Annotated in this window: 25 protein-coding genes and 1 pseudogene; 24 read left to right on the top strand and 2 right to left on the bottom strand. The window is 69.2% G+C overall.

The features are described 5' to 3' along the window. Window positions 1-18: 18 nt before the first annotated feature. Window positions 19-2907 (bottom strand): poly(A) polymerase, encoded by a 2889-nt coding sequence (locus tag SMA5143A_RS29770; RefSeq protein ID WP_107465884.1) that lies wholly within the window; start codon window positions 2905-2907, stop codon window positions 19-21. A 4-nt stretch (window positions 2908-2911) separates the two neighbouring features. Continuing rightward, entirely contained in the window at window positions 2912-4618 is a 1707-nt protein-coding gene (locus tag SMA5143A_RS29765) for an RNA ligase family protein (RefSeq protein ID WP_107465883.1), read from the bottom strand. A 280-nt stretch (window positions 4619-4898) separates the two neighbouring features. Between SMA5143A_RS29765 and SMA5143A_RS29760 the strand changes: the two are divergent. The 24 genes and pseudogenes from SMA5143A_RS29760 to SMA5143A_RS29640 form a co-directional block, all read left to right on the top strand. After that, window positions 4899-5189 (top strand): annotated as a pseudogene (locus SMA5143A_RS29760) (DUF1275 family protein); the annotation flags it as partial. Window positions 5190-5654: 465 nt separating this feature from the next. Continuing rightward, window positions 5655-5963: a 30S ribosomal protein S10 gene (rpsJ, locus tag SMA5143A_RS29755; protein WP_003948644.1), complete on the top strand. Its 309-nt coding sequence runs from the start codon at window positions 5655-5657 to the stop codon at window positions 5961-5963. Window positions 5964-5979: 16 nt separating this feature from the next. After that, window positions 5980-6624: a 50S ribosomal protein L3 gene (gene rplC / locus SMA5143A_RS29750; RefSeq protein ID WP_107465881.1), complete on the top strand. Its 645-nt coding sequence runs from the start codon at window positions 5980-5982 to the stop codon at window positions 6622-6624. A 7-nt stretch (window positions 6625-6631) separates the two neighbouring features. Beyond that, window positions 6632-7288, top strand: coding sequence for a 50S ribosomal protein L4 (gene rplD / locus SMA5143A_RS29745; RefSeq protein WP_055517287.1), 657 nt, complete (start codon window positions 6632-6634; stop codon window positions 7286-7288). Then, on the top strand, window positions 7288-7707 hold the full coding sequence (gene rplW / locus SMA5143A_RS29740; RefSeq protein WP_055517285.1) for a 50S ribosomal protein L23: 420 nt from the start codon (window positions 7288-7290) through the stop codon (window positions 7705-7707). Before rplD ends, rplW begins: the two co-directional genes overlap by 1 nt. 38 nt (window positions 7708-7745) lie before the next feature. After that, window positions 7746-8582 (top strand): 50S ribosomal protein L2, encoded by an 837-nt coding sequence (gene rplB / locus SMA5143A_RS29735; RefSeq protein WP_055517283.1) that lies wholly within the window; start codon window positions 7746-7748, stop codon window positions 8580-8582. A 12-nt stretch (window positions 8583-8594) separates the two neighbouring features. Next, window positions 8595-8876, top strand: coding sequence for a 30S ribosomal protein S19 (rpsS, locus tag SMA5143A_RS29730; RefSeq protein WP_107465880.1), 282 nt, complete (start codon window positions 8595-8597; stop codon window positions 8874-8876). Window positions 8877-8920: 44 nt separating this feature from the next. Next, window positions 8921-9268 (top strand): 50S ribosomal protein L22, encoded by a 348-nt coding sequence (rplV, locus tag SMA5143A_RS29725; protein WP_055517281.1) that lies wholly within the window; start codon window positions 8921-8923, stop codon window positions 9266-9268. Then, complete coding sequence (gene rpsC / locus SMA5143A_RS29720; RefSeq protein ID WP_055536778.1) at window positions 9268-10086, top strand: 30S ribosomal protein S3; 819 nt, start codon at window positions 9268-9270, stop codon at window positions 10084-10086. The genes rplV and rpsC overlap by 1 nt, the downstream gene beginning before the upstream one ends. Before the next feature lie 5 nt (window positions 10087-10091). Then, complete coding sequence (rplP, locus tag SMA5143A_RS29715; protein ID WP_103837549.1) at window positions 10092-10511, top strand: 50S ribosomal protein L16; 420 nt, start codon at window positions 10092-10094, stop codon at window positions 10509-10511. After that, window positions 10511-10735 (top strand): 50S ribosomal protein L29, encoded by a 225-nt coding sequence (gene rpmC, locus SMA5143A_RS29710; RefSeq protein WP_007494763.1) that lies wholly within the window; start codon window positions 10511-10513, stop codon window positions 10733-10735. The genes rplP and rpmC overlap by 1 nt, the downstream gene beginning before the upstream one ends. Beyond that, window positions 10735-11022, top strand: coding sequence for a 30S ribosomal protein S17 (gene rpsQ / locus SMA5143A_RS29705; protein WP_006130775.1), 288 nt, complete (start codon window positions 10735-10737; stop codon window positions 11020-11022). Before rpmC ends, rpsQ begins: the two co-directional genes overlap by 1 nt. Window positions 11023-11195: 173 nt before the next feature. Further along, window positions 11196-11564, top strand: coding sequence for a 50S ribosomal protein L14 (rplN, locus tag SMA5143A_RS29700; protein WP_003998823.1), 369 nt, complete (start codon window positions 11196-11198; stop codon window positions 11562-11564). A gap of 2 nt (window positions 11565-11566) precedes the next feature. Beyond that, on the top strand, window positions 11567-11890 hold the full coding sequence (rplX, locus tag SMA5143A_RS29695; RefSeq protein ID WP_010036713.1) for a 50S ribosomal protein L24: 324 nt from the start codon (window positions 11567-11569) through the stop codon (window positions 11888-11890). Beyond that, window positions 11890-12447 (top strand): 50S ribosomal protein L5, encoded by a 558-nt coding sequence (gene rplE, locus SMA5143A_RS29690; protein WP_020135807.1) that lies wholly within the window; start codon window positions 11890-11892, stop codon window positions 12445-12447. The genes rplX and rplE overlap by 1 nt, the downstream gene beginning before the upstream one ends. Window positions 12448-12452: 5 nt before the next feature. Beyond that, window positions 12453-12638 carry a type Z 30S ribosomal protein S14 gene (locus SMA5143A_RS29685; protein WP_049567381.1) on the top strand — a complete coding sequence of 62 codons (186 nt, stop codon included), beginning with the start codon at window positions 12453-12455 and terminating at the stop codon, window positions 12636-12638. A 213-nt stretch (window positions 12639-12851) separates the two neighbouring features. Next, window positions 12852-13250, top strand: coding sequence for a 30S ribosomal protein S8 (gene rpsH / locus SMA5143A_RS29675; protein WP_007384075.1), 399 nt, complete (start codon window positions 12852-12854; stop codon window positions 13248-13250). 24 nt (window positions 13251-13274) lie between these two features. Beyond that, entirely contained in the window at window positions 13275-13814 is a 540-nt protein-coding gene (gene rplF, locus SMA5143A_RS29670; RefSeq protein ID WP_099969705.1) for a 50S ribosomal protein L6, read from the top strand. Window positions 13815-13817: 3 nt separating this feature from the next. Continuing rightward, window positions 13818-14201 carry a 50S ribosomal protein L18 gene (rplR, locus tag SMA5143A_RS29665; protein ID WP_055517271.1) on the top strand — a complete coding sequence of 128 codons (384 nt, stop codon included), beginning with the start codon at window positions 13818-13820 and terminating at the stop codon, window positions 14199-14201. A gap of 39 nt (window positions 14202-14240) precedes the next feature. Next, complete coding sequence (rpsE, locus tag SMA5143A_RS29660) at window positions 14241-14846, top strand: 30S ribosomal protein S5 (RefSeq protein ID WP_004984517.1); 606 nt, start codon at window positions 14241-14243, stop codon at window positions 14844-14846. Between the two features lie 2 nt (window positions 14847-14848). Beyond that, the gene (rpmD, locus tag SMA5143A_RS29655; RefSeq protein ID WP_003974250.1) at window positions 14849-15031 is read left to right on the top strand and encodes a 50S ribosomal protein L30; all 183 of its coding nucleotides are present in this window, start codon (window positions 14849-14851) and stop codon (window positions 15029-15031) included. A 2-nt stretch (window positions 15032-15033) separates the two neighbouring features. Continuing rightward, window positions 15034-15489 (top strand): 50S ribosomal protein L15, encoded by a 456-nt coding sequence (rplO, locus tag SMA5143A_RS29650; protein ID WP_055517269.1) that lies wholly within the window; start codon window positions 15034-15036, stop codon window positions 15487-15489. 525 nt (window positions 15490-16014) lie between these two features. Continuing rightward, window positions 16015-17328 carry a preprotein translocase subunit SecY gene (secY, locus tag SMA5143A_RS29645; RefSeq protein ID WP_107465879.1) on the top strand — a complete coding sequence of 438 codons (1314 nt, stop codon included), beginning with the start codon at window positions 16015-16017 and terminating at the stop codon, window positions 17326-17328. Further along, entirely contained in the window at window positions 17328-17990 is a 663-nt protein-coding gene (locus SMA5143A_RS29640; protein ID WP_099969703.1) for an adenylate kinase, read from the top strand. The genes secY and SMA5143A_RS29640 overlap by 1 nt, the downstream gene beginning before the upstream one ends. Window positions 17991-18060: the final 70 nt, after the last annotated feature.

Raw genomic sequence — 18060 nt, 5'->3', positions numbered from 1 at the left:
CCTCCGACCAGGGCCGGGTCAGTACAGGGTCGGCACCTCGCCCCCCTCGGCCCGGGTGAGGGTGACCCCGTCCAGGCCGCGCAGCCGGCGTTCCGCCACGGTGGTCAGCGCGTCGGCGGTCGGCGGGGTCGGACCCAGGCCGATGGCGTAGCGCGTGGGGGCGGTGGTGAAGGGGCGGGGCCAGGCGTGGCACCCGGGGGCCGCTTCCGCGAGGTCGGTGAGCAGGGCCCGCATCCGGCCCCGTACGCGGCCCTCGTCCGCACCCTCGTCCACCGTCACGATCGCCCAGGCGGCGTGGCGGCGGTGGAGCGGGGGAGGGGCCAGGACGTCGGACCAGGGGCGGCCCTCCTCCAGCAACTCCCAGGCCCGGAACAGCTCTTGTGTGATCAGGTCACGCATGCCCGTCGTGACCTGATCCGTGCAGGGGCGGACCGGGAGGGAGGGGGTGGTGATGGTGAGGGGATGGGGGGACCGCTCCGCCCCACCACCCACCGGCTCTCGCCAGTCCCACGACGCCCAGGTCGCGAAGAAGTGCCGCAGGAGGTCGGCCGGCGGCAGGTCACCGGCCTCGCTCGCCGTGCGGGCCGCCAGGACCGACCAGGCCAGCCCCGGTACGCCACCGAACGGCGCCGAGTCCAGCCCCCGGGCCTTCGCCCATGCCTTGACCCGCGTGGCCAGCCGGACGAAGGCCGGCCGGTGGGGGCCCGCCGAGGCGAGTACCGCGTCGGCGTCGCTCACCGCGCTTAGGGCGATCGCCGCCGCCTCGCCCAGTTCGGCCCGGCGGGCCACCGCCTCGGCGGGGTCCAGCGAGCCGGTGGCCACGACCACCAGGTCGACGTCCATCCCGTCGAGGCGCAGTCGCAACCCCGGCACCCGGGCTCCCACCACCTCCCGTACACCGGTCGCCTCAGGGAACGCGGCAGTCAACTCCGCACGCAGCGAGGTCAGTTCGACGGTACCGGGGAGGGCCGCGACCAGGTCCAGGTCGGCGCCCGGCAGCGCGCAGCCCATGCGCCGCGAGCCGACGACGTGCACGACGCCGTAGGGGAGGGCGGCCGAGATGCGGCGGGCGAGGCGGTCGGCCACGGCGCTGTCGGCCCTCTCGTCCGCACCCGGCACGGCGCTGTCGGCCGCATCGCCCCCACCCGGCGTCTCCTCCCGAGGCGCCGGGTGCGGGGGCTCCTCCGCCGCCCAGCGCACGTCGCCCGTGCCCAGCGTCAGCCGGCCCCGCACCCGCATCGGCTCGTCGCCGCGCCGTGACAGGAGCACCAGCGCGTCGACCCGAGCCCGCAGCGGCGTGAGCCGGTCGGCACAGTCGGCGGCCAGGGTGTTCGGGTCGGTGGTGCGGCCCAGACTGAGGTGCGGGGTGAAGCCGTCGCGGCGGCCCCGGCAGCGGGGGAAGCGGCTCACCAGGGCACGGTGCAGCGCGTCCCACGGCTCCTCGCCGGCCGCCGCCGGGTCCAGCCAGACCGTCGCGTCCTCCCGGTGCCCGAACCAGTGCACGCCCTCCAACCGGGCGTCGAACGCGGCGGTCGGCGCCGACGCCAGCACGGCCGCCGCCTGCTCGAAGGCGTGTTCCGGTACGAAGCCGAAGAGGACGTTGACATGCGGGGGCCAGCGGTGGATCTGCGGGTCGTGCTCCCGGCGGATGTCCTGGAGCGGCGGCCACAGTTCCTCCGGCGGCAGCCACGCCAGCGCCGTGCGCGCCGTCGCCGGGGCGTCACAGACGTCGGCGGTCACCCCGGCCGGGTCACCCGCCGACGCGGACGGATCGGCGGTCGGGTCCAGGTCGACCCGTACCGCGTAGTGGTCGGAGATGTGGAGGCCGTCCGCCGTGGGCCGGTCGCCGTACAGCTCCGCGGCGCGCACGCGCAGGCCGTCGCCCGTCGAGCGCAGCAGCACCCGGTCCAGCCGGGAGGCCCGGCCGCTGAGGGAGGAGATCGCGGCGAGGGGGTTGGCGGCGGGGTCGAAGGTCGGCGTCGTGTCGCCGGGGCCGTGGGCCTCGCTCCACGCGTCCCGCATCCCGAGGGTGACCTGCGGGGTGTCCCCGCCGTCGTTGAAGTCGCCCAGGAGGACCAGCTCGGCGTCCAGACCGGCCAACCCCTCGGCGATACGGTCCAGTTCGGCCGTACGACGACCGGCGCCGTCCGTGGAGTGGTCGCTGCTGAGGTGGGTCGCCGCCACGGCCAGGGGACCGGCGGCCGTCTCCACGACCACGGCGGTCACCCCCTTGTGCGGGCCCAGCGCGTGATGCGCCGCCTCGCGCACCGGCAGCCGGCTCAGGAGCAGCAGACCGCACTCGTCCACGTCACGACCGCGAGGGTCCGTGCCCAGCGTCCAGCCCGCCCGGAGCCAGGGCTCGCGCAGCAGCATGGCCAGCAGCTCCGCCTCGACCTCCTGCAACGCGATCACATCCGCTTCGGCGTCGCGCAGCGCCCGCAGCAGCGACGGCCGCCGCCGGGCACTGTCGATGCGGTCGGCGTCGTAGCGGTCCCAGAGGGTGTTCCAGGTCAGGACCCGTACGGTGCCGGCCGCCGTACCCGAGGCCCGGTCGGCGGGGGCGGCCGAGGCCACGGGCGGCGCGGGCACCCAGTCGTCGTCGGCGTCGTCCCAGACGTGGGGCGTGCGGGGCGTGAAGAACGGCGCCCGCAGCCGCCGGGCCTCCCGTACGCGCCCGGCGTCCGTCGCGTCGATGCGGTCCACGCCGGTGGTCCGGTCCCACACCACCTCGCCGTCGGCCTCGAAGAACAGCACCCGGTGCCACGGGATCTCGCCGCCCGGCACGAACGCGGGCAGCGGGACGCGCTTGGGCTCGGCGCCGCGCTGCATCACGCCCAGCACGAAACGGGCCGGGTCGAAGCGGGCGTCCCAGCGCACCCGGTGATAGATCTCCTCGCTCGTACGCACGTCCTCAGACCTCTTCCTCTACGGTCCCACTCGCCCCGATGTACCAGGTGCGATGGGCGTCGCCCGGGTACGGCGGGCTGAACCGGAGCACCTGCGCGGTGAGCACCTCCGCCGGCACCGGGTGCTCGCGGCGGGCGTTGCGCCGCACCAGCTCGTCCTCGTCGACGAGGACCACGGCATGGGTGAGCAGGGCGTCCCTGCGGTGGGCGACCGCGTGCACGAGCGAGCGCTGCTGCCGGGTGAGCGACGTGGCGTCCCACACCACCGTCCCCCCGGCGGCCAGCGCCGCGTCCAGCCGGTCGAGCCCCGCGCGCAGCACCTCCGCGTTGGCCCGCTGATCGGCGCGCGCACCCCGGCCCGCGCGCAAGTCGTCCAGCGAGACGTACGCGTCCACCCCCGGCAGCTCCCGCCCGAAGGTGCTCTTGCCGCTGCCCGCCGGCCCCACCAGCTGGATCAGCTTCGGAAAGTCACCCGCCCGCCAACGCCAGGTCGCGGCCACGGCCTCCGCGGAGACCGCCCCGCTCCCGCCGTCCCCCGCGATCGCGCTGATCCGCCCCCGCGCGTACGCCTCCCGGGCCTCGGCCCGGCAGCGGGCGGCCGCGTCGGCGGGGAGGTCGGCGAAGGCGGCCCGCAGCGCGTCCCACTCCGGGCGGCCGACCTCCTCCGCGTGCAGCGCGGACCACTCCACCTGTTCCCGCGCCTCGTCCGTGTCCGCGGTGGCTCGGGCGACCGCGTGCAGCAGCCCGAGGTCGGCGGCGTACGCCATCCGCACCAGGCCCGTCCGCCGGTCCTCGTCCGGGTACGGCCGGTGCAGCGCCGGGTGCAGCCCGACGAGATCCGCCACCCGCCGCGCGAGCGGCAGGCCCACCGCCCCCGCGAGCCGCCCCGCGAGCCACCCCCGCTGCCCGTGCCGGGCGTGCAGCAGGGCGGCGAGGGCCCCGACGAGCCGGTCGTCCCCGGTGAACCCGGCCCCGTCGAACCGAGCGAGAGCCCCCGCGTCCCCCACTTTCTCCGCACCGGGCAGCCCGACCGCCTCCGCCAGCACCGCCGCGTCGACACCGACCCCCGAGCGCACGTCCCACAGGGCGGCCCGCGCGCCCAGCCCGTTCTCGACGACCGCCGCGTGCATCCAGTGCGTGTCGGTCCGGACGTGCCCGGCCCGCACCCACTTCGCCACGCGCGCCCCGAACTCCGCCGCGCCGAAACCGTCCGCGACCCGGACCACGTACCCCTCCTGCCGGGCGAGGTCCAGCCGCAGCGCCCGGAGCGCCCGTTCATCGAACTCGCCCCGCCACAGCACCCGCGGCACCGGGATCCCGAGCCCCCGCAGAAAGCGGACCGTGCGGTCCCAGTCGAGGCAGCGGCCCCCGGCGTCCCACACCGAGAAGCCGTAGAACCAGCTCTCCAGGTCCTCGTACGCGAGCGAGTGCCGGGCGAACATGTTCTCCCCGCACACCCGCCACCCCTCGGGGATGTACGGCCCGACCCGCGCCTGGAGCGCCTTGACCCAGGTGCGGGAGGGGTGGTGGGCGGAGTCGAGCGACCGGGCGTGGAGACCGTCGGCGTACAGCGTCGTGTTCTCGCCGTCGAGTTTCTCGGTGACGACGACCTCGCGCCCGCGCAGCCCGGACAGATCGGTGACCCGGAGATCGTCCGAGGTCGCGCCGGGGGACCAGGGCAGATGCCGGGTCCGCGGATAGTGCGTACGCATGATGGATGTTCCCCCGCCCGAGCGCCGCCCGGACCCTCCGACCAGCCGCGTCCTGCCCCCGTACGGAACGACCGCCCAGCCCGCGCCTGATCAGCGTAGGAGCGCGTGGCGACGGCGGGCCAACGGATTAAGGGCACTTAGGGGTCCTTTCACCATGCCCGCCCGGGTCGCGCGGCCTGGCACCGCACCTCGCCGCGTTGCCGAAAAGTCCAGGTAGCTCCGCTACCAGGACTCTCCGGCGCCTTGCGATGCACGGCACCAGACCAGCAACGTCACCGCGCTCAGGGCGTCGGTCCCGGACGTGCCCACCACCCTGTCCACCCGTTCCCTGACCGCCCTCCTCAGCGCCCTCCCGCCGGTCGCCGACACCCGGATCGGCTCGGGCCCCCGGCACGAGAGACGCCGGCTGGCGTCGGTCGGCACGATGTTCACGGGCGGCGTGCTGGGCGCCTGGCTCCTCGACGGGACGGCGACCCGGGCGCTCGTCCTGTTCCTGCCCGCCGCGATCGCCCTCTGCCTGGGCACGGCCCACCTGCTCGCCGGGGTGGAACGCACCTCGGTGCGCGGCTGAGCGCGAACCCGCGACGGCCTCCGGGGCCCCTGCGGCGACGGCTCGGGGGAGCTGGTTTGACCTTGGTCACTCTCGGGGTAATCTCTCCGGCTCGATTGGCGGAGGCCCAACCCCATATGGCAGACTGTCCGAGTTGCTCGGTCGAGTGTTGATGCTGCACGCCTCCCGCCGGGAGGACCGGAAGCGAGTCCCACAGTACTCGTCGCTCCAACTGCCTCACGGCAGCGCTGGAGCGGACGTACGGGAATCTTCCGGGAAGTGGAGCGCGGCGCCGGCCAGGCGCCCGGTGGGCCTCCGCCCCCGGCTCGCGGTTCCGGTAGGGCCGCGTTCCCGCGCAAGGGATGCTCGAACAAGGGGTATCTGTGTCAGCGGAAGCGCGACACGCCCGACCGCGTGGGTCGGAGGACGGCCGCAAGGGAACACCGGGTTCCAGAGCGTTAGAAGAGACAGGACTACTGAGTAGCCATGGCGGGACAGAAGATCCGCATCCGGCTCAAGGCCTACGACCACGAGGTCATCGACTCCTCGGCGAAGAAGATCGTCGAGACGGTGACCCGCACTGGTGCGTCGGTCGCGGGCCCGGTGCCGCTGCCCACTGAGAAGAACGTGTACTGCGTCATCAAGTCGCCGCACAAGTACAAGGACTCGCGCGAGCACTTCGAGATGCGCACGCACAAGCGCCTCATCGACATTCTCGACCCCACCCCCAAGACCGTTGACTCTCTGATGCGACTCGACCTCCCGGCCGGTGTCGACATCGAGATCAAGCTCTGAGGGCGGTGATCTGAGAATGGCTAAGCAGATCAAGGGCATCCTGGGCGAGAAGCTCGGCATGACGCAGGTGTGGGACGAGAACAACCGTGTTGTTCCGGTCACCGTCGTCAAGGCTGGCCCCAACGTCGTGACCCAGGTTCGTACCAACGACGCCGACGGCTACGAGTCGGTCCAGATCGCCTTCGGCGAGATCGACCCGCGCAAGGTGAACAAGCCCCTCAAGGGCCACTTCGCCAAGGCCGACGTCACCCCCCGTCGCCACCTCGTCGAGATCCGCACCGCGGACGCCTCCGAGTACACGCTGGGCCAGGAGATCACCGCTGAGGTGTTCGAGGCCGGCGTGAAGGTCGACGTCACCGGCAAGAGCAAGGGCAAGGGCTTCGCCGGTGTCATGAAGCGTCACAACTTCCGTGGCCTCGGCGCCGGACACGGCACCCAGCGCAAGCACCGCTCTCCCGGTTCCATCGGTGGCTGCGCCACCCCGGGCCGTGTGTTCAAGGGCCTCCGCATGGCGGGTCGCATGGGCAACGAGCGGGTCACCACCCAGAACCTGACCGTCCACGCCGTTGACGCGGAGAAGGGTCTGCTGCTCATCAAGGGCGCGGTTCCCGGTCCGAACGGCGGCCTCGTCCTGGTCCGCACCGCGGCCAAGGGGGCCTGAGGTACCGATGAGCACTGTTGACATCCTTTCGCCTGCCGGCGAGAAGACCGGAAGCGTCGAGCTCCCCGCGGAGATCTTCGGCGTGGAGAAGGTCAGCATCCCGCTGATCCACCAGGTCGTCGTCGCGCAGAACGCCGCTGCCCGCCAGGGCACGCACAAGACCAAGACCCGTGGCGAGGTTCGCGGTGGCGGCAAGAAGCCGTACCGCCAGAAGGGCACCGGCCGCGCCCGTCAGGGCTCGACCCGCGCGCCCCAGTTCGCCGGTGGTGGCGTCGTCCACGGCCCGCAGCCGCGTGACTACTCGCAGCGGACCCCGAAGAAGATGAAGGCCGCGGCCCTGCGCCACGCCCTCACCGACCGGGCCCGCCACAACCGCATCCACGTCGTCTCCGGCGTGATCGAGGGCGAGAACCCGTCCACCAAGGCCGCCAAGAGCCTGTTCGGCAAGATCTCGGAGCGCAAGAACCTGCTCCTGGTCGTCGAGCGCTCCGACGAGGCCGCGTGGCTCTCCGCCCGTAACCTGCCCCAGGTGCACATCCTGGAGCCGGGCCAGCTGAACACGTACGACGTGATCGTCTCGGACGACGTGGTCTTCACCCAGGCCGCTCTCGAGTCCTTCGTCGCCGGCCCGAAGGCCAACGACACCGAAGGGACTGAGGTCTGATGGCCGTCCGTCACCCCTCCATCGCCTCGAAGGCCGCCAAGGCCGCCAAGGCCGCGCGCGTCGCCAAGGCGCGTCGCCACGCCACCGAGGGCAAGAACACCGTCGTCACCCCGGCGAGCAAGGCGTACACGGACCCCCGTGACGTCCTGATCAAGCCGGTCGTGTCGGAGAAGAGCTACGCGCTCCTCGACGAGAACAAGTACACGTTCATCGTCGCGCCCGGCGCCAACAAGACCCAGATCAAGCAGGCCGTCCAGTCGGTCTTCTCGGTCAAGGTCACCGGGGTCAACACGATCAACCGCCAGGGCAAGCGCAAGCGGACCCGCACCGGCTTCGGCCAGCGCTCCGCGACGAAGCGCGCGATCGTGACCCTCGCCGAGGGCGACCGTATCGACATCTTCGGCGGTCCGACCGCGTAAGCGGGTCGGATCGTCCGATATCGGACGAGGACTGAGAAATGGGAATCCGCAAGTACAAGCCGACTACGCCGGGCCGTCGTGGTTCCAGCGTCGCCGACTTCGTCGAGATCACGCGGTCCACGCCGGAGAAGTCGCTGGTCCGCCCCCTGCACAGCAAGGGCGGCCGTAACAACGCCGGTCGTGTGACCGTTCGCCACCAGGGTGGCGGACACAAGCGCGCCTACCGAGTGATCGACTTCCGTCGTCACGACAAGGACGGCGTGCCGGCGAAGGTCGCGCACATCGAGTACGACCCCAACCGCACCGCGCGCATCGCGCTGCTGCACTACGCCGACGGCGAGAAGCGCTACATCCTCGCCCCGCGCAACCTTCAGCAGGGTGACCGCGTCGAGAACGGTCCCGGGGCCGACATCAAGCCGGGCAACAACCTGGCGCTGCGCAACATCCCGGTCGGTACCACGATCCACGCGATCGAGCTCCGTCCCGGTGGCGGTGCCAAGTTCGCCCGCTCCGCCGGTGCCTCCGTGCAGCTGCTCGCGAAGGAGGGCGCCTACGCCCACCTCCGCATGCCCTCCGGTGAGATCCGCCTGGTCGACGTGCGCTGCCGCGCCACCGTCGGCGAGGTCGGCAACGCCGAGCAGAGCAACATCAACTGGGGCAAGGCCGGCCGCAAGCGCTGGCTGGGCGTCCGCCCGACCGTCCGCGGTGTGGCGATGAACCCGGTTGACCACCCCCACGGTGGTGGTGAGGGCAAGACCTCCGGTGGTCGCCACCCGGTCAGCCCCTGGGGTCAGAAGGAGGGTCGTACTCGTTCGCCCAAGAAGGCGTCGAACAAGTACATCGTCCGCCGCCGCAAGACGAACAAGAAGCGCTAGGAGCGGGTTTAGATGCCGCGCAGTCTCAAGAAGGGGCCCTTCGTCGACGGACACCTCATCAAGAAGGTGGACGCCCAGAACGAAGCCGGCACCAAGAACGTCATCAAGACCTGGTCCCGTCGCTCGATGATCGTCCCGGCCATGCTCGGCCACACGATCGCGGTGCACAACGGCAAGACCCACATCCCGGTGTTCGTCACCGAGTCGATGGTCGGCCACAAGCTCGGCGAGTTCTCGCCGACGCGCACCTTCCGGGGTCACGTCAAGGACGACCGGAAGTCGAAGCGCCGCTAACCGCGGATCGCATTCAGACACGTAAGTAACTGAGAGGGACAACCATGGAAGCCAGGGCCCAGGCGCGGTACATCCGCGTCACGCCCATGAAGGCCCGCCGCGTGGTGGACCTTATCCGTGGCATGGACGCCACGGAGGCTCAGGCGGTCCTGCGATTCGCCCCGCAGGCCGCTTCCGTGCCCGTCGGCAAGGTGCTCGACAGCGCCATCGCCAACGCCGCGCACAACTACGACCACACGGACGCCAACTCGCTGTTCATCAGCGAGGCGTACGTCGACGAGGGCCCGACCCTGAAGCGGTTCCGTCCGCGTGCCCAGGGCCGTGCCTACCGGATCCGCAAGCGGACCAGCCACATCACCGTGGTCGTCAGCAGCAAGGAAGGAACCCGGTAATGGGCCAGAAGGTTAACCCGCATGGGTTCCGGCTCGGTGTCACCACGGACTTCAAGTCCCGGTGGTACGCCGACAAGCTGTACAAGGACTACGTCAAGGAAGACGTCGCCATCCGTCGGATGCTGACGTCCGGCATGGAGCGCGCCGGTATCTCGAAGGTGGAGATCGAGCGCACCCGTGACCGTGTGCGCGTGGACATCCACACCGCGCGTCCGGGCATCGTCATCGGCCGCCGCGGCGCGGAGGCCGACAAGATCCGCGGTCAGCTGGAGAAGCTGACGGGCAAGCAGGTCCAGCTGAACATCCTCGAGGTCAAGAACCCCGAGACCGACGCTCAGCTGGTTGCTCAGGCCGTCGCCGAGCAGCTGTCCTCCCGCGTCTCCTTCCGTCGGGCCATGCGCAAGAGCATGCAGTCCGCCATGAAGGCCGGCGCCAAGGGCATCAAGATCCAGTGCGGTGGCCGCCTCGGCGGCGCCGAGATGTCCCGCTCGGAGTTCTACCGCGAGGGCCGTGTGCCCCTGCACACGCTCCGCGCGAACGTGGACTACGGCTTCTTCGAGGCCAAGACGACCTTCGGCCGCATCGGCGTGAAGGTCTGGATCTACAAGGGCGACGTCAAGAACATCGCCGAGGTCCGCGCCGAGAACGCCGCTGCCCGTGCGGGTAACCGCCCGGCCCGCGGCGGTGCCGACCGCCCGGCCCGTGGTGGCCGCGGTGGCGAGCGGCGCGGTCGCAAGCCGCAGCAGGCTGCCGGCGCCGAGGCCCCCAAGGCCGAGGCCCCCGCCGCTCCGGCTGAGAGCACCGGAACGGAGGCCTGACCGACATGCTGATCCCCCGTAGGGTCAAGCACCGCAAGCAGCACCACCCCAAGCGTGACGGCGCTGCCAAGGGTGGCACGACGGTCGCGTTCGGCGAGTACGGCATCCAGGCGCTCACCCCGGCGTATGTGACGAACCGTCAGATCGAGGCCGCTCGTATCGCCATGACGCGTCACATCAAGCGTGGTGGCAAGGTCTGGATCAACATCTACCCGGACCGTCCCCTCACCAAGAAGCCCGCCGAGACCCGCATGGGTTCCGGTAAGGGTTCCCCGGAGTGGTGGATCGCCAACGTCAAGCCCGGACGCGTGATGTTCGAGCTGTCGTACCCCAACGAGAAGATCGCCCGTGAGGCCCTGACTCGCGCCGCCCACAAGCTGCCGATGAAGTGCCGGATCGTCAAGCGCGAGGCAGGTGAAGCGTGATGTCGGCCGGTACCAAGGCGTCCGAGCTGCGCGAGCTGGGCAACGAGGAGCTTCTGGCGAAGCTCCGCGAGGCCAAGGAAGAGCTGTTCAACCTCCGCTTCCAGGCGGCGACCGGACAGCTCGAGAACCACGGCCGTCTGAAGGCGGTCCGCAAGGACATCGCGCGGATCTACACCCTGATGCGCGAGCGTGAGCTGGGCATCGAAACGGTGGAGAACGCCTGATGAGCGAGAACAACGTGACTGAGACGAACACCGAGGCGCGCGGATTCCGCAAGACCCGTGAGGGCATCGTCGTCAGCGACAAGATGGACAAGACCGTCGTCGTCGCCGTCGAGGACCGCAAGAAGCACGCCCTGTACGGCAAGGTCATCCGCAGCACGAGCAAGCTCAAGGCGCACGACGAGCAGAACGCCGCCGGCGTCGGCGACCGCGTCCTCCTGATGGAGACCCGGCCGCTGTCCGCCACGAAGCACTGGCGCGTCGTCGAGATCCTCGAGAAGGCGAAGTAATCAAGCGGGGGCCCCGCCCCCGCTGACCCCCGCCGGGGCTCCGTCCCGGACCCCGGCGTGGGTTCTCGCCCGAAGAGGCGCAAGTAATTCCTGCGGGGCAAATCCGCAGGACGGTTCCGCCAGGCTCTCCGGTCAACTCCCGGAGGGAACCGGCAGACAATCAGGAGATAGACGTGATCCAGCAGGAGTCGCGACTGCGCGTCGCCGACAACACTGGTGCGAAGGAAATCCTTTGCATCCGTGTGCTCGGTGGCTCCGGTCGCCGCTACGCGGGCATCGGTGACGTCATCGTCGCCACCGTCAAGGACGCGATCCCCGGTGGCAACGTGAAGAAGGGTGACGTCGTCAAGGCGGTCATCGTTCGCACCGTCAAGGAGCGCCGCCGTCCGGACGGCTCGTACATCCGCTTCGACGAGAACGCCGCCGTCATTCTGAAGAACGACGGCGACCCTCGCGGCACCCGTATCTTCGGCCCCGTCGGCCGTGAGCTGCGCGAGAAGAAGTTCATGAAGATCATCTCGCTCGCGCCGGAGGTGCTGTAAGCATGAAGATCAAGAAGGGCGACCTGGTCCAGGTCATCACCGGTAAGGACAAGGGCAAGCAGGGCAAGGTCATCGCGGCCTTCCCCCGCGAGGACCGTGTCCTGGTCGAGGGTGTCAACCGGGTCAAGAAGCACACCAAGGCCGGTCCGACGGCTCGCGGTTCGCAGGCCGGCGGCATCGTCACCACCGAGGCGCCGATCCACGTCTCCAACGTCCAGCTGGTCGTGGAGAAGGACGGCAAGAAGGTCGTGACCCGCGTCGGTTACCGCTTCGACGACGAAGGCAACAAGATCCGCGTTGCCAAGCGGACGGGTGAGGACATCTGATGGCTACCACCACCACTCCGCGTCTGAAGACGAAGTACCGCGAGGAGATCGCGGGCAAGCTGCGTGACGAGTTCAAGTACGAGAACGTCATGCAGATCCCCGGCCTCGTCAAGATCGTGGTCAACATGGGTGTGGGCGACGCCGCCCGCGACTCCAAGCTGATCGAGGGCGCCATCCGCGACCTCACCACGATCACCGGTCAGAAGCCGGCCGTCACCAAGGCCCGCAAGTCCATCGCGCAGTTCAAGCTGCGTGAGGGCCAGCCGATCGGTGCCCACGTCACGCTCCGTGGCGACCGCATGTGGGAGTTCCTGGACCGCACCCTGTCGCTCGCGCTCCCGCGCATCCGCGACTTCCGTGGTCTGTCCCCCAAGCAGTTCGACGGCCGTGGCAACTACACCTTCGGTCTCACCGAGCAGGTCATGTTCCACGAGATCGACCAGGACAAGATCGACCGCACCCGGGGTATGGACATCACCGTGGTGACCACGGCGACCAACGACGCTGAGGGCCGCGCGCTCCTTCGTCACCTCGGCTTCCCCTTCAAGGAGGCGTGAGCGAGATGGCGAAGAAGGCTCTGATCGCGAAGGCTGCCCGTAAGCCGAAGTTCGCCGTGCGCGGCTACACCCGCTGCCAGCGGTGTGGCCGTCCGCACTCCGTGTACCGCAAGTTCGGCCTGTGCCGCGTGTGCCTTCGTGAGATGGCTCACCGTGGCGAGCTGCCGGGCGTGACCAAGAGCTCCTGGTAATCCCGTCTTTTAGGGATTCCGGAAGCTCTCGGTAAGCACTGGGCGTGTCAGGCGCCCTCCCTTCCATGGCTTAGGCTGGGAGGGTTGGGCGCCTGATGGTCGCCCGTACGACTTACTACGCCGTAGGTCCACCGCACCGCACCCGCCTCGTCTCGGATCGAGGAGAGGGATGGGCACCTGGAAACCCCGGCGAGAGAGGCCGAAGGCCAATTCATGACCATGACTGATCCGATCGCAGACATGCTTACGCGTCTGCGGAACGCGAACTCGGCATACCACGACTCCGTGACGATGCCGGCATCGAAGATCAAGTCTCACATCGCGGAGATCCTCCAGCAGGAGGGCTTCATCACGGGCTGGAAGGTCGAGGACGCCGAGGTCGGCAAGAACCTCGTCCTGGAGCTGAAGTTCGGCCCCAACCGTGAGCGCTCCATCGCGGGCATCAAGCGGATCTCCAAGCCCGGTCTCCGGGTGTACGCGAAGTCCACCAACCTGCCGAAGGTGCTCGGCGGTCTCGGCGTGGCGATCATCTCCACGTCCCACGGGCTCCTCACCGACAAGCAGGCCGGCAAGAAGGGCGTAGGCGGAGAAGTCCTCGCCTACGTCTGGTAGCGGAAGGGAACGGAGGAAACAGCTATGTCGCGTATTGGCAAGCTCCCCATCACGGTTCCCGCCGGCGTGGACGTCACCATCGACGGCCAGACGGTCTCGGTCAAGGGCCCCAAGGGCTCGCTGACCCACACCGTCGTGGCGCCGATCGAGATCGCCAAGGGTGAGGACGGCGTTCTGAACGTCACCCGCCCCAACGACGAGCGTCAGAGCAAGGCCCTGCACGGCCTGTCCCGCACGCTGGTGGCGAACATGATCACCGGCGTGACCCAGGGTTACGTGAAGAAGCTCGAGATCAGCGGTGTCGGTTACCGCGTGACGGCCAAGGGCTCGAACCTCGAGTTCGCGCTCGGCTACAGCCACCCGATCACCGTCGAGGCGCCCGAGGGCATCACCTTCAAGGTGGAGACCCCGACCCGCTTCCAGGTCGAGGGCATCGACAAGCAGAAGGTCGGCGAGGTTGCGGCCAACATCCGCAAGCTGCGCAAGCCCGACCCGTACAAGGCCAAGGGCGTCAAGTACGAGGGCGAAGTCATCCGCCGCAAGGTCGGAAAGGCGGGTAAGTAAGCCATGGCATACGGCACGAAGATCGCTAAGGGCGACGCTTACAAGCGTGCTGCCATCAAGCGGCGCCACATCCGTATCCGTAAGAAGGTCAACGGTACGGCTGAGCGTCCCCGCCTGGTCGTGACCCGCTCGAACCGCCACATCGTGGCCCAGGTGATCGACGACCTCAAGGGGCACACCCTTGCGTCGGCGTCCACCCTGGACTCGTCCATCCGTGGCGGCGACGAGGACAAGTCGGCGCAGGCCGGTAAGGTCGGCGCCCTGGTCGCCGAGCGTGCCAAGGCCGCCGGTGTCGAGTCCGTCGTGTTCGACCGTGGTGGTAACCGGTACGCGGGTCGCATCGCGGCCCTGGCCGACGCCGCCCGCGAGGCCGGGCTCAAGTTCTGAGCTCGCTGCGTAGCTAGCGGAAAGAGAGAGGTAAATCCAATGGCTGGACCCCAGCGCCGCGGTGGCGGTGCCGGTGGCGGCGAGCGGCGGGACCGGAAGGGCCGTGACGGCGGCGCAGCTGCCGCCGAGAAGACCGCGTACGTTGAGCGCGTCGTCGCGATCAACCGCGTCGCCAAGGTTGTGAAGGGTGGTCGTCGCTTCAGCTTCACCGCGCTGGTCGTGGTGGGCGACGGTGACGGCACCGTGGGTGTCGGTTACGGCAAGGCCAAGGAGGTGCCGGCCGCCATCGCCAAGGGCGTTGAGGAGGCCAAGAAGCACTTCTTCAAGGTCCCCCGTATCCAGGGCACCATCCCGCACCCCATCCAGGGTGAGAAGGCTGCCGGCGTCGTGCTGCTCAAGCCCGCGTCCCCCGGTACCGGTGTTATCGCCGGTGGTCCGGTGCGTGCCGTGCTCGAGTGCGCCGGTATCCACGACGTGCTGTCGAAGTCGCTCGGCTCCGACAACGCGATCAACATCGTGCACGCGACCGTGGAGGCCCTGAAGGGCCTGCAGCGTCCCGAGGAGATCGCGGCCCGCCGTGGTCTGCCCCTCGAGGACGTGGCCCCCGCGGCTCTGCTCCGTGCGCGTGCCGGGGCGGGTGTGTGATCATGGCGCAGCTCAAGATCACGCAGGTCAAGTCCTACATCGGCAGCAAGCAGAACCACCGTGACACCCTGCGCTCCCTTGGTCTCAAGGGCATCAACACGCAGGTCGTCAAGGAGGACCGCCCCGAGTTCCGCGGCATGGTGCACACCGTCCGCCACCTCGTGACGGTCGAGGAGGTCGACTGATCATGGCGGAGAACAACCCGCTCAAGATCCACAACCTCCGTCCCGCCCCGGGTGCCAAGACCGCCAAGACCCGTGTCGGTCGTGGTGAGGCCTCGAAGGGTAAGACGGCCGGTCGTGGTACCAAGGGCACCAAGGCCCGCTACCAGGTTCCGGAGCGCTTCGAGGGTGGCCAGATGCCCCTCCACATGCGTCTCCCGAAGCTGAAGGGCTTCAAGAACCCGTTCAAGACCGAGTTCCAGGTCGTGAACCTCGACAAGCTGGCCGCGCTCTACCCCGAGGGTGGCGAGGTCACCGTCGAGGGTCTGGTGGCCAAGGGTGCCGTTCGCAAGAACAGCCTCGTCAAGGTCCTCGGCCAGGGCGAGATCTCCGTGGCGCTCCAGGTGACGGTCGACGCCGTCTCCGGCTCCGCCAAGGAGAAGATCACCGCCGCCGGCGGCAGCGTCACCGAGCTCATCTGAGTCCGGGCGGCCGCGCCGCGCAGCACGTACGGAGGCCGGGTGGTTCCCCTCACGGGGGAGCCGCTCGGCCTTCGGCGTTCACCCGGCGCGAAATGGCCGCGGCCGGCATTCCCGGCGCAGTCCCGCGGGGAACCTCGGCGGACGAGGACTCGTCGTACATCGTGGTGACTGTGCGGTAGCTCTCCGCGCGGCGAGCACGGAGTCCGGTACGCGATCTGTGCCGTTTCCTCCGGTTCGTCGCCGCGGTCGGTGACAGGGGGAGACGCTCGGCCAAAGGTCCCGTCCGGTGTGCGGAGTTCGAACGCGTGACGGGATCCGATGGACGGCGGGTGACGGCGAATTGCTCGCCGCGCAAGCGAGCTTCACCTGGCTGCACAGGCACTGTTAGAGTCCGTGAGGTCCACCTGTGCCCGCGCGAGGAATGCCGTTCGGTGTCGGGGTGGTAGAAAACATCGTTCGGCCCACCGGGCCCTGTTGAAACGACTAGTCCCTACCGCGCGCGTCGCGGGGGTCGCAGGAGGAACCGTGCTCACCGCGTTCGCCCGGGCGTTCAAGACGCCCGACCTGCGCAAGAAGCTGCTCTTCACGCTCGGCATCGTCGTGATCTACCGAATCGGTACGCACGTCCCGATCCCCGGTATCGACTACACCGCTGTCCAGACCTGCATCGATGCGCAGAAGTCCAACTCTGGCCTCTTCGGTCTGGTCAACATGTTCAGTGGTGGTGCGCTGCTGCAGATCACGATCTTCGCGCTCGGCATCATGCCGTACATCACCGCGAGCATCATCCTGCAGCTGCTGACCGTGGTGATCCCGCGCCTCGAGGCCCTCAAGAAGGAGGGTCAGTCCGGTACGGCGAAGATCACGCAGTACACGCGGTACCTGACCGTGGCGCTGGCGATCCTCCAGGGCACCGGCCTGGTCGCCACGGCCCGCAGCGGTTCGCTCTTCCCGACCTGCCCGGTGGCCCAGCAGGTCGTGCCGGACCCGTCGATCTTCACCACCATCGTCATGGTGATCACGATGACCGCCGGCACGGCGCTCGTCATGTGGCTCGGTGAGCTGATCACCGACCGCGGCATCGGCAACGGCATGTCGATCCTGATGTTCATCTCGATCGCCGCCACCTTCCCGGCCGCGCTGTGGGCCATCAAGGAGCAGGGAAGCCTGGCGGACGGCTGGATCGAGTTCGCCACCGTCATCGCGGTCGGCTTCGTGATGGTCGCGCTGGTGGTCTTCGTCGAGCAGGCCCAGCGCCGCATCCCGGTGCAGTACGCCAAGCGCATGATCGGCCGCCGGTCCTACGGCGGTACCTCGACGTACATCCCGCTGAAGGTGAACCAGGCGGGTGTGATCCCCGTCATCTTCGCGTCGTCGCTGCTCTACATCCCGGCGCTGATCGTCCAGTTCTCCGGATCGACGGCCGGCTGGGCCGCCTGGGTCACGAAAAACCTGGCGCAACCGGACGCGCCCGTGCACATCACGATCTACTTCTTCCTGATCGTCTTCTTCGCCTTCTTCTACGTGGCCATCTCGTTCAACCCCGAGGAAGTCGCGGACAACATGAAGAAGTATGGTGGCTTCATCCCGGGCATCCGGGCTGGCCGACCGACCGCTGAGTACCTCTCGTACGTGCTCAACCGGATCACCTGGCCGGGTTCGCTGTACTTGGGTCTGATCGCTCTTGTGCCGACAATGGCGTTGGCCGGCTTCGGAGCGAACTCGAACTTCCCGTTCGGCGGTACCAGCATCCTCATCATCGTGGGTGTGGGTCTGGAGACGGTGAAGCAGATCGAGAGCCAGCTCCAGCAGCGCAATTACGAAGGGTTCCTCCGCTGATGCGAATCGTCCTCGTCGGGCCGCCGGGTGCGGGCAAGGGAACGCAGGCCGCGTTCCTCGCCAACAACCTGTCCATCCCGCACATCTCCACGGGCGACCTGTTCCGGGCCAACATCAGCAAGCAGACGGAGCTCGGCAAACTCGCGAAGTCCTACATGGACAAGGGCGAACTGGTGCCGGACGAGGTCACCATCGCCATGGCCAAGGACCGCATGGAGCAGCCGGACGCCGCGGGCGGCTTCTTGCTCGACGGCTTCCCGCGCAACGTCTCGCAGGCCGAGGCGCTGGACGTGACGCTGCGGGAGGAGTCCATGACCCTGGACGCGGTGCTGGACCTGGAGGTCCCGGAGGAAGAGGTCGTCAAGCGGATCGCCGGCCGGCGCATCTGCCGGAACGACTCGGCGCACGTCTTCCACGTCACGTACAAGCAGCCCCAGCGGGACGGCGTGTGCGACGTCTGCGGCGGCGAGCTCTACCAGCGCGACGACGACTCCGAGGACACCGTCCGCACGCGCCTGGAGGTCTACCACACCCAGACCGAGCCGATCATCGACTACTACAAGGCCCAGGGCCTCGTGGTGACGATCTCGGCGCTCGGCAAGGTGGAAGAGGTCACCCAGCGCGCGATGGACGCGCTGAAGCGCGAGGACGACGGCCAGTAGCCGTCAGCGGTACGTCGGCCGCGGTGCCCGTCAGGGGCGCCGCGGCCGTACTGTTGTGTAGGCAACGCCG

The sequence above is a fragment of the Streptomyces sp. MA5143a genome, from assembly GCF_900290235.1.
Lineage (GTDB): Bacteria > Actinomycetota > Actinomycetes > Streptomycetales > Streptomycetaceae > Streptomyces.
The sequence above is the reverse complement of the archived record's forward strand: the minus strand, read 5'-3'. Positions and strand labels throughout refer to the sequence as shown.

What these genes read in the sequence shown, in the direction of transcription:
- rplF (WP_099969705.1), top strand. Translation starts at nt 13,275, where the DNA reads ATGTCGCGTATTGGCAAGCTCCCCATCACGGTTCCCGCCGGCGTGGAC.
- rpsQ (WP_006130775.1), top strand. Translation starts at nt 10,735, where the DNA reads ATGAGCGAGAACAACGTGACTGAGACGAACACCGAGGCGCGCGGATTC.
- rplD (WP_055517287.1), top strand. Translation starts at nt 6,632, where the DNA reads ATGAGCACTGTTGACATCCTTTCGCCTGCCGGCGAGAAGACCGGAAGC.
- SMA5143A_RS29640 (WP_099969703.1), top strand. Translation starts at nt 17,328, where the DNA reads ATGCGAATCGTCCTCGTCGGGCCGCCGGGTGCGGGCAAGGGAACGCAG.
- rpsS (WP_107465880.1), top strand. Translation starts at nt 8,595, where the DNA reads ATGCCGCGCAGTCTCAAGAAGGGGCCCTTCGTCGACGGACACCTCATC.
- rplR (WP_055517271.1), top strand. Translation starts at nt 13,818, where the DNA reads ATGGCATACGGCACGAAGATCGCTAAGGGCGACGCTTACAAGCGTGCT.
- SMA5143A_RS29685 (WP_049567381.1), top strand. Translation starts at nt 12,453, where the DNA reads ATGGCGAAGAAGGCTCTGATCGCGAAGGCTGCCCGTAAGCCGAAGTTC.
- rpsE (WP_004984517.1), top strand. Translation starts at nt 14,241, where the DNA reads ATGGCTGGACCCCAGCGCCGCGGTGGCGGTGCCGGTGGCGGCGAGCGG.
- SMA5143A_RS29765 (WP_107465883.1), bottom strand. Translation starts at nt 4,618, where the DNA reads ATGCGTACGCACTATCCGCGGACCCGGCATCTGCCCTGGTCCCCCGGC.
- rplX (WP_010036713.1), top strand. Translation starts at nt 11,567, where the DNA reads ATGAAGATCAAGAAGGGCGACCTGGTCCAGGTCATCACCGGTAAGGAC.
- rplB (WP_055517283.1), top strand. Translation starts at nt 7,746, where the DNA reads ATGGGAATCCGCAAGTACAAGCCGACTACGCCGGGCCGTCGTGGTTCC.
- rpsJ (WP_003948644.1), top strand. Translation starts at nt 5,655, where the DNA reads ATGGCGGGACAGAAGATCCGCATCCGGCTCAAGGCCTACGACCACGAG.
- rpmD (WP_003974250.1), top strand. Translation starts at nt 14,849, where the DNA reads ATGGCGCAGCTCAAGATCACGCAGGTCAAGTCCTACATCGGCAGCAAG.
- rpsC (WP_055536778.1), top strand. Translation starts at nt 9,268, where the DNA reads ATGGGCCAGAAGGTTAACCCGCATGGGTTCCGGCTCGGTGTCACCACG.
- rpsH (WP_007384075.1), top strand. Translation starts at nt 12,852, where the DNA reads ATGACCATGACTGATCCGATCGCAGACATGCTTACGCGTCTGCGGAAC.
- rplV (WP_055517281.1), top strand. Translation starts at nt 8,921, where the DNA reads ATGGAAGCCAGGGCCCAGGCGCGGTACATCCGCGTCACGCCCATGAAG.
- rpmC (WP_007494763.1), top strand. Translation starts at nt 10,511, where the DNA reads ATGTCGGCCGGTACCAAGGCGTCCGAGCTGCGCGAGCTGGGCAACGAG.
- rplP (WP_103837549.1), top strand. Translation starts at nt 10,092, where the DNA reads ATGCTGATCCCCCGTAGGGTCAAGCACCGCAAGCAGCACCACCCCAAG.
- rplO (WP_055517269.1), top strand. Translation starts at nt 15,034, where the DNA reads ATGGCGGAGAACAACCCGCTCAAGATCCACAACCTCCGTCCCGCCCCG.
- rplE (WP_020135807.1), top strand. Translation starts at nt 11,890, where the DNA reads ATGGCTACCACCACCACTCCGCGTCTGAAGACGAAGTACCGCGAGGAG.
- rplW (WP_055517285.1), top strand. Translation starts at nt 7,288, where the DNA reads ATGGCCGTCCGTCACCCCTCCATCGCCTCGAAGGCCGCCAAGGCCGCC.
- rplC (WP_107465881.1), top strand. Translation starts at nt 5,980, where the DNA reads ATGGCTAAGCAGATCAAGGGCATCCTGGGCGAGAAGCTCGGCATGACG.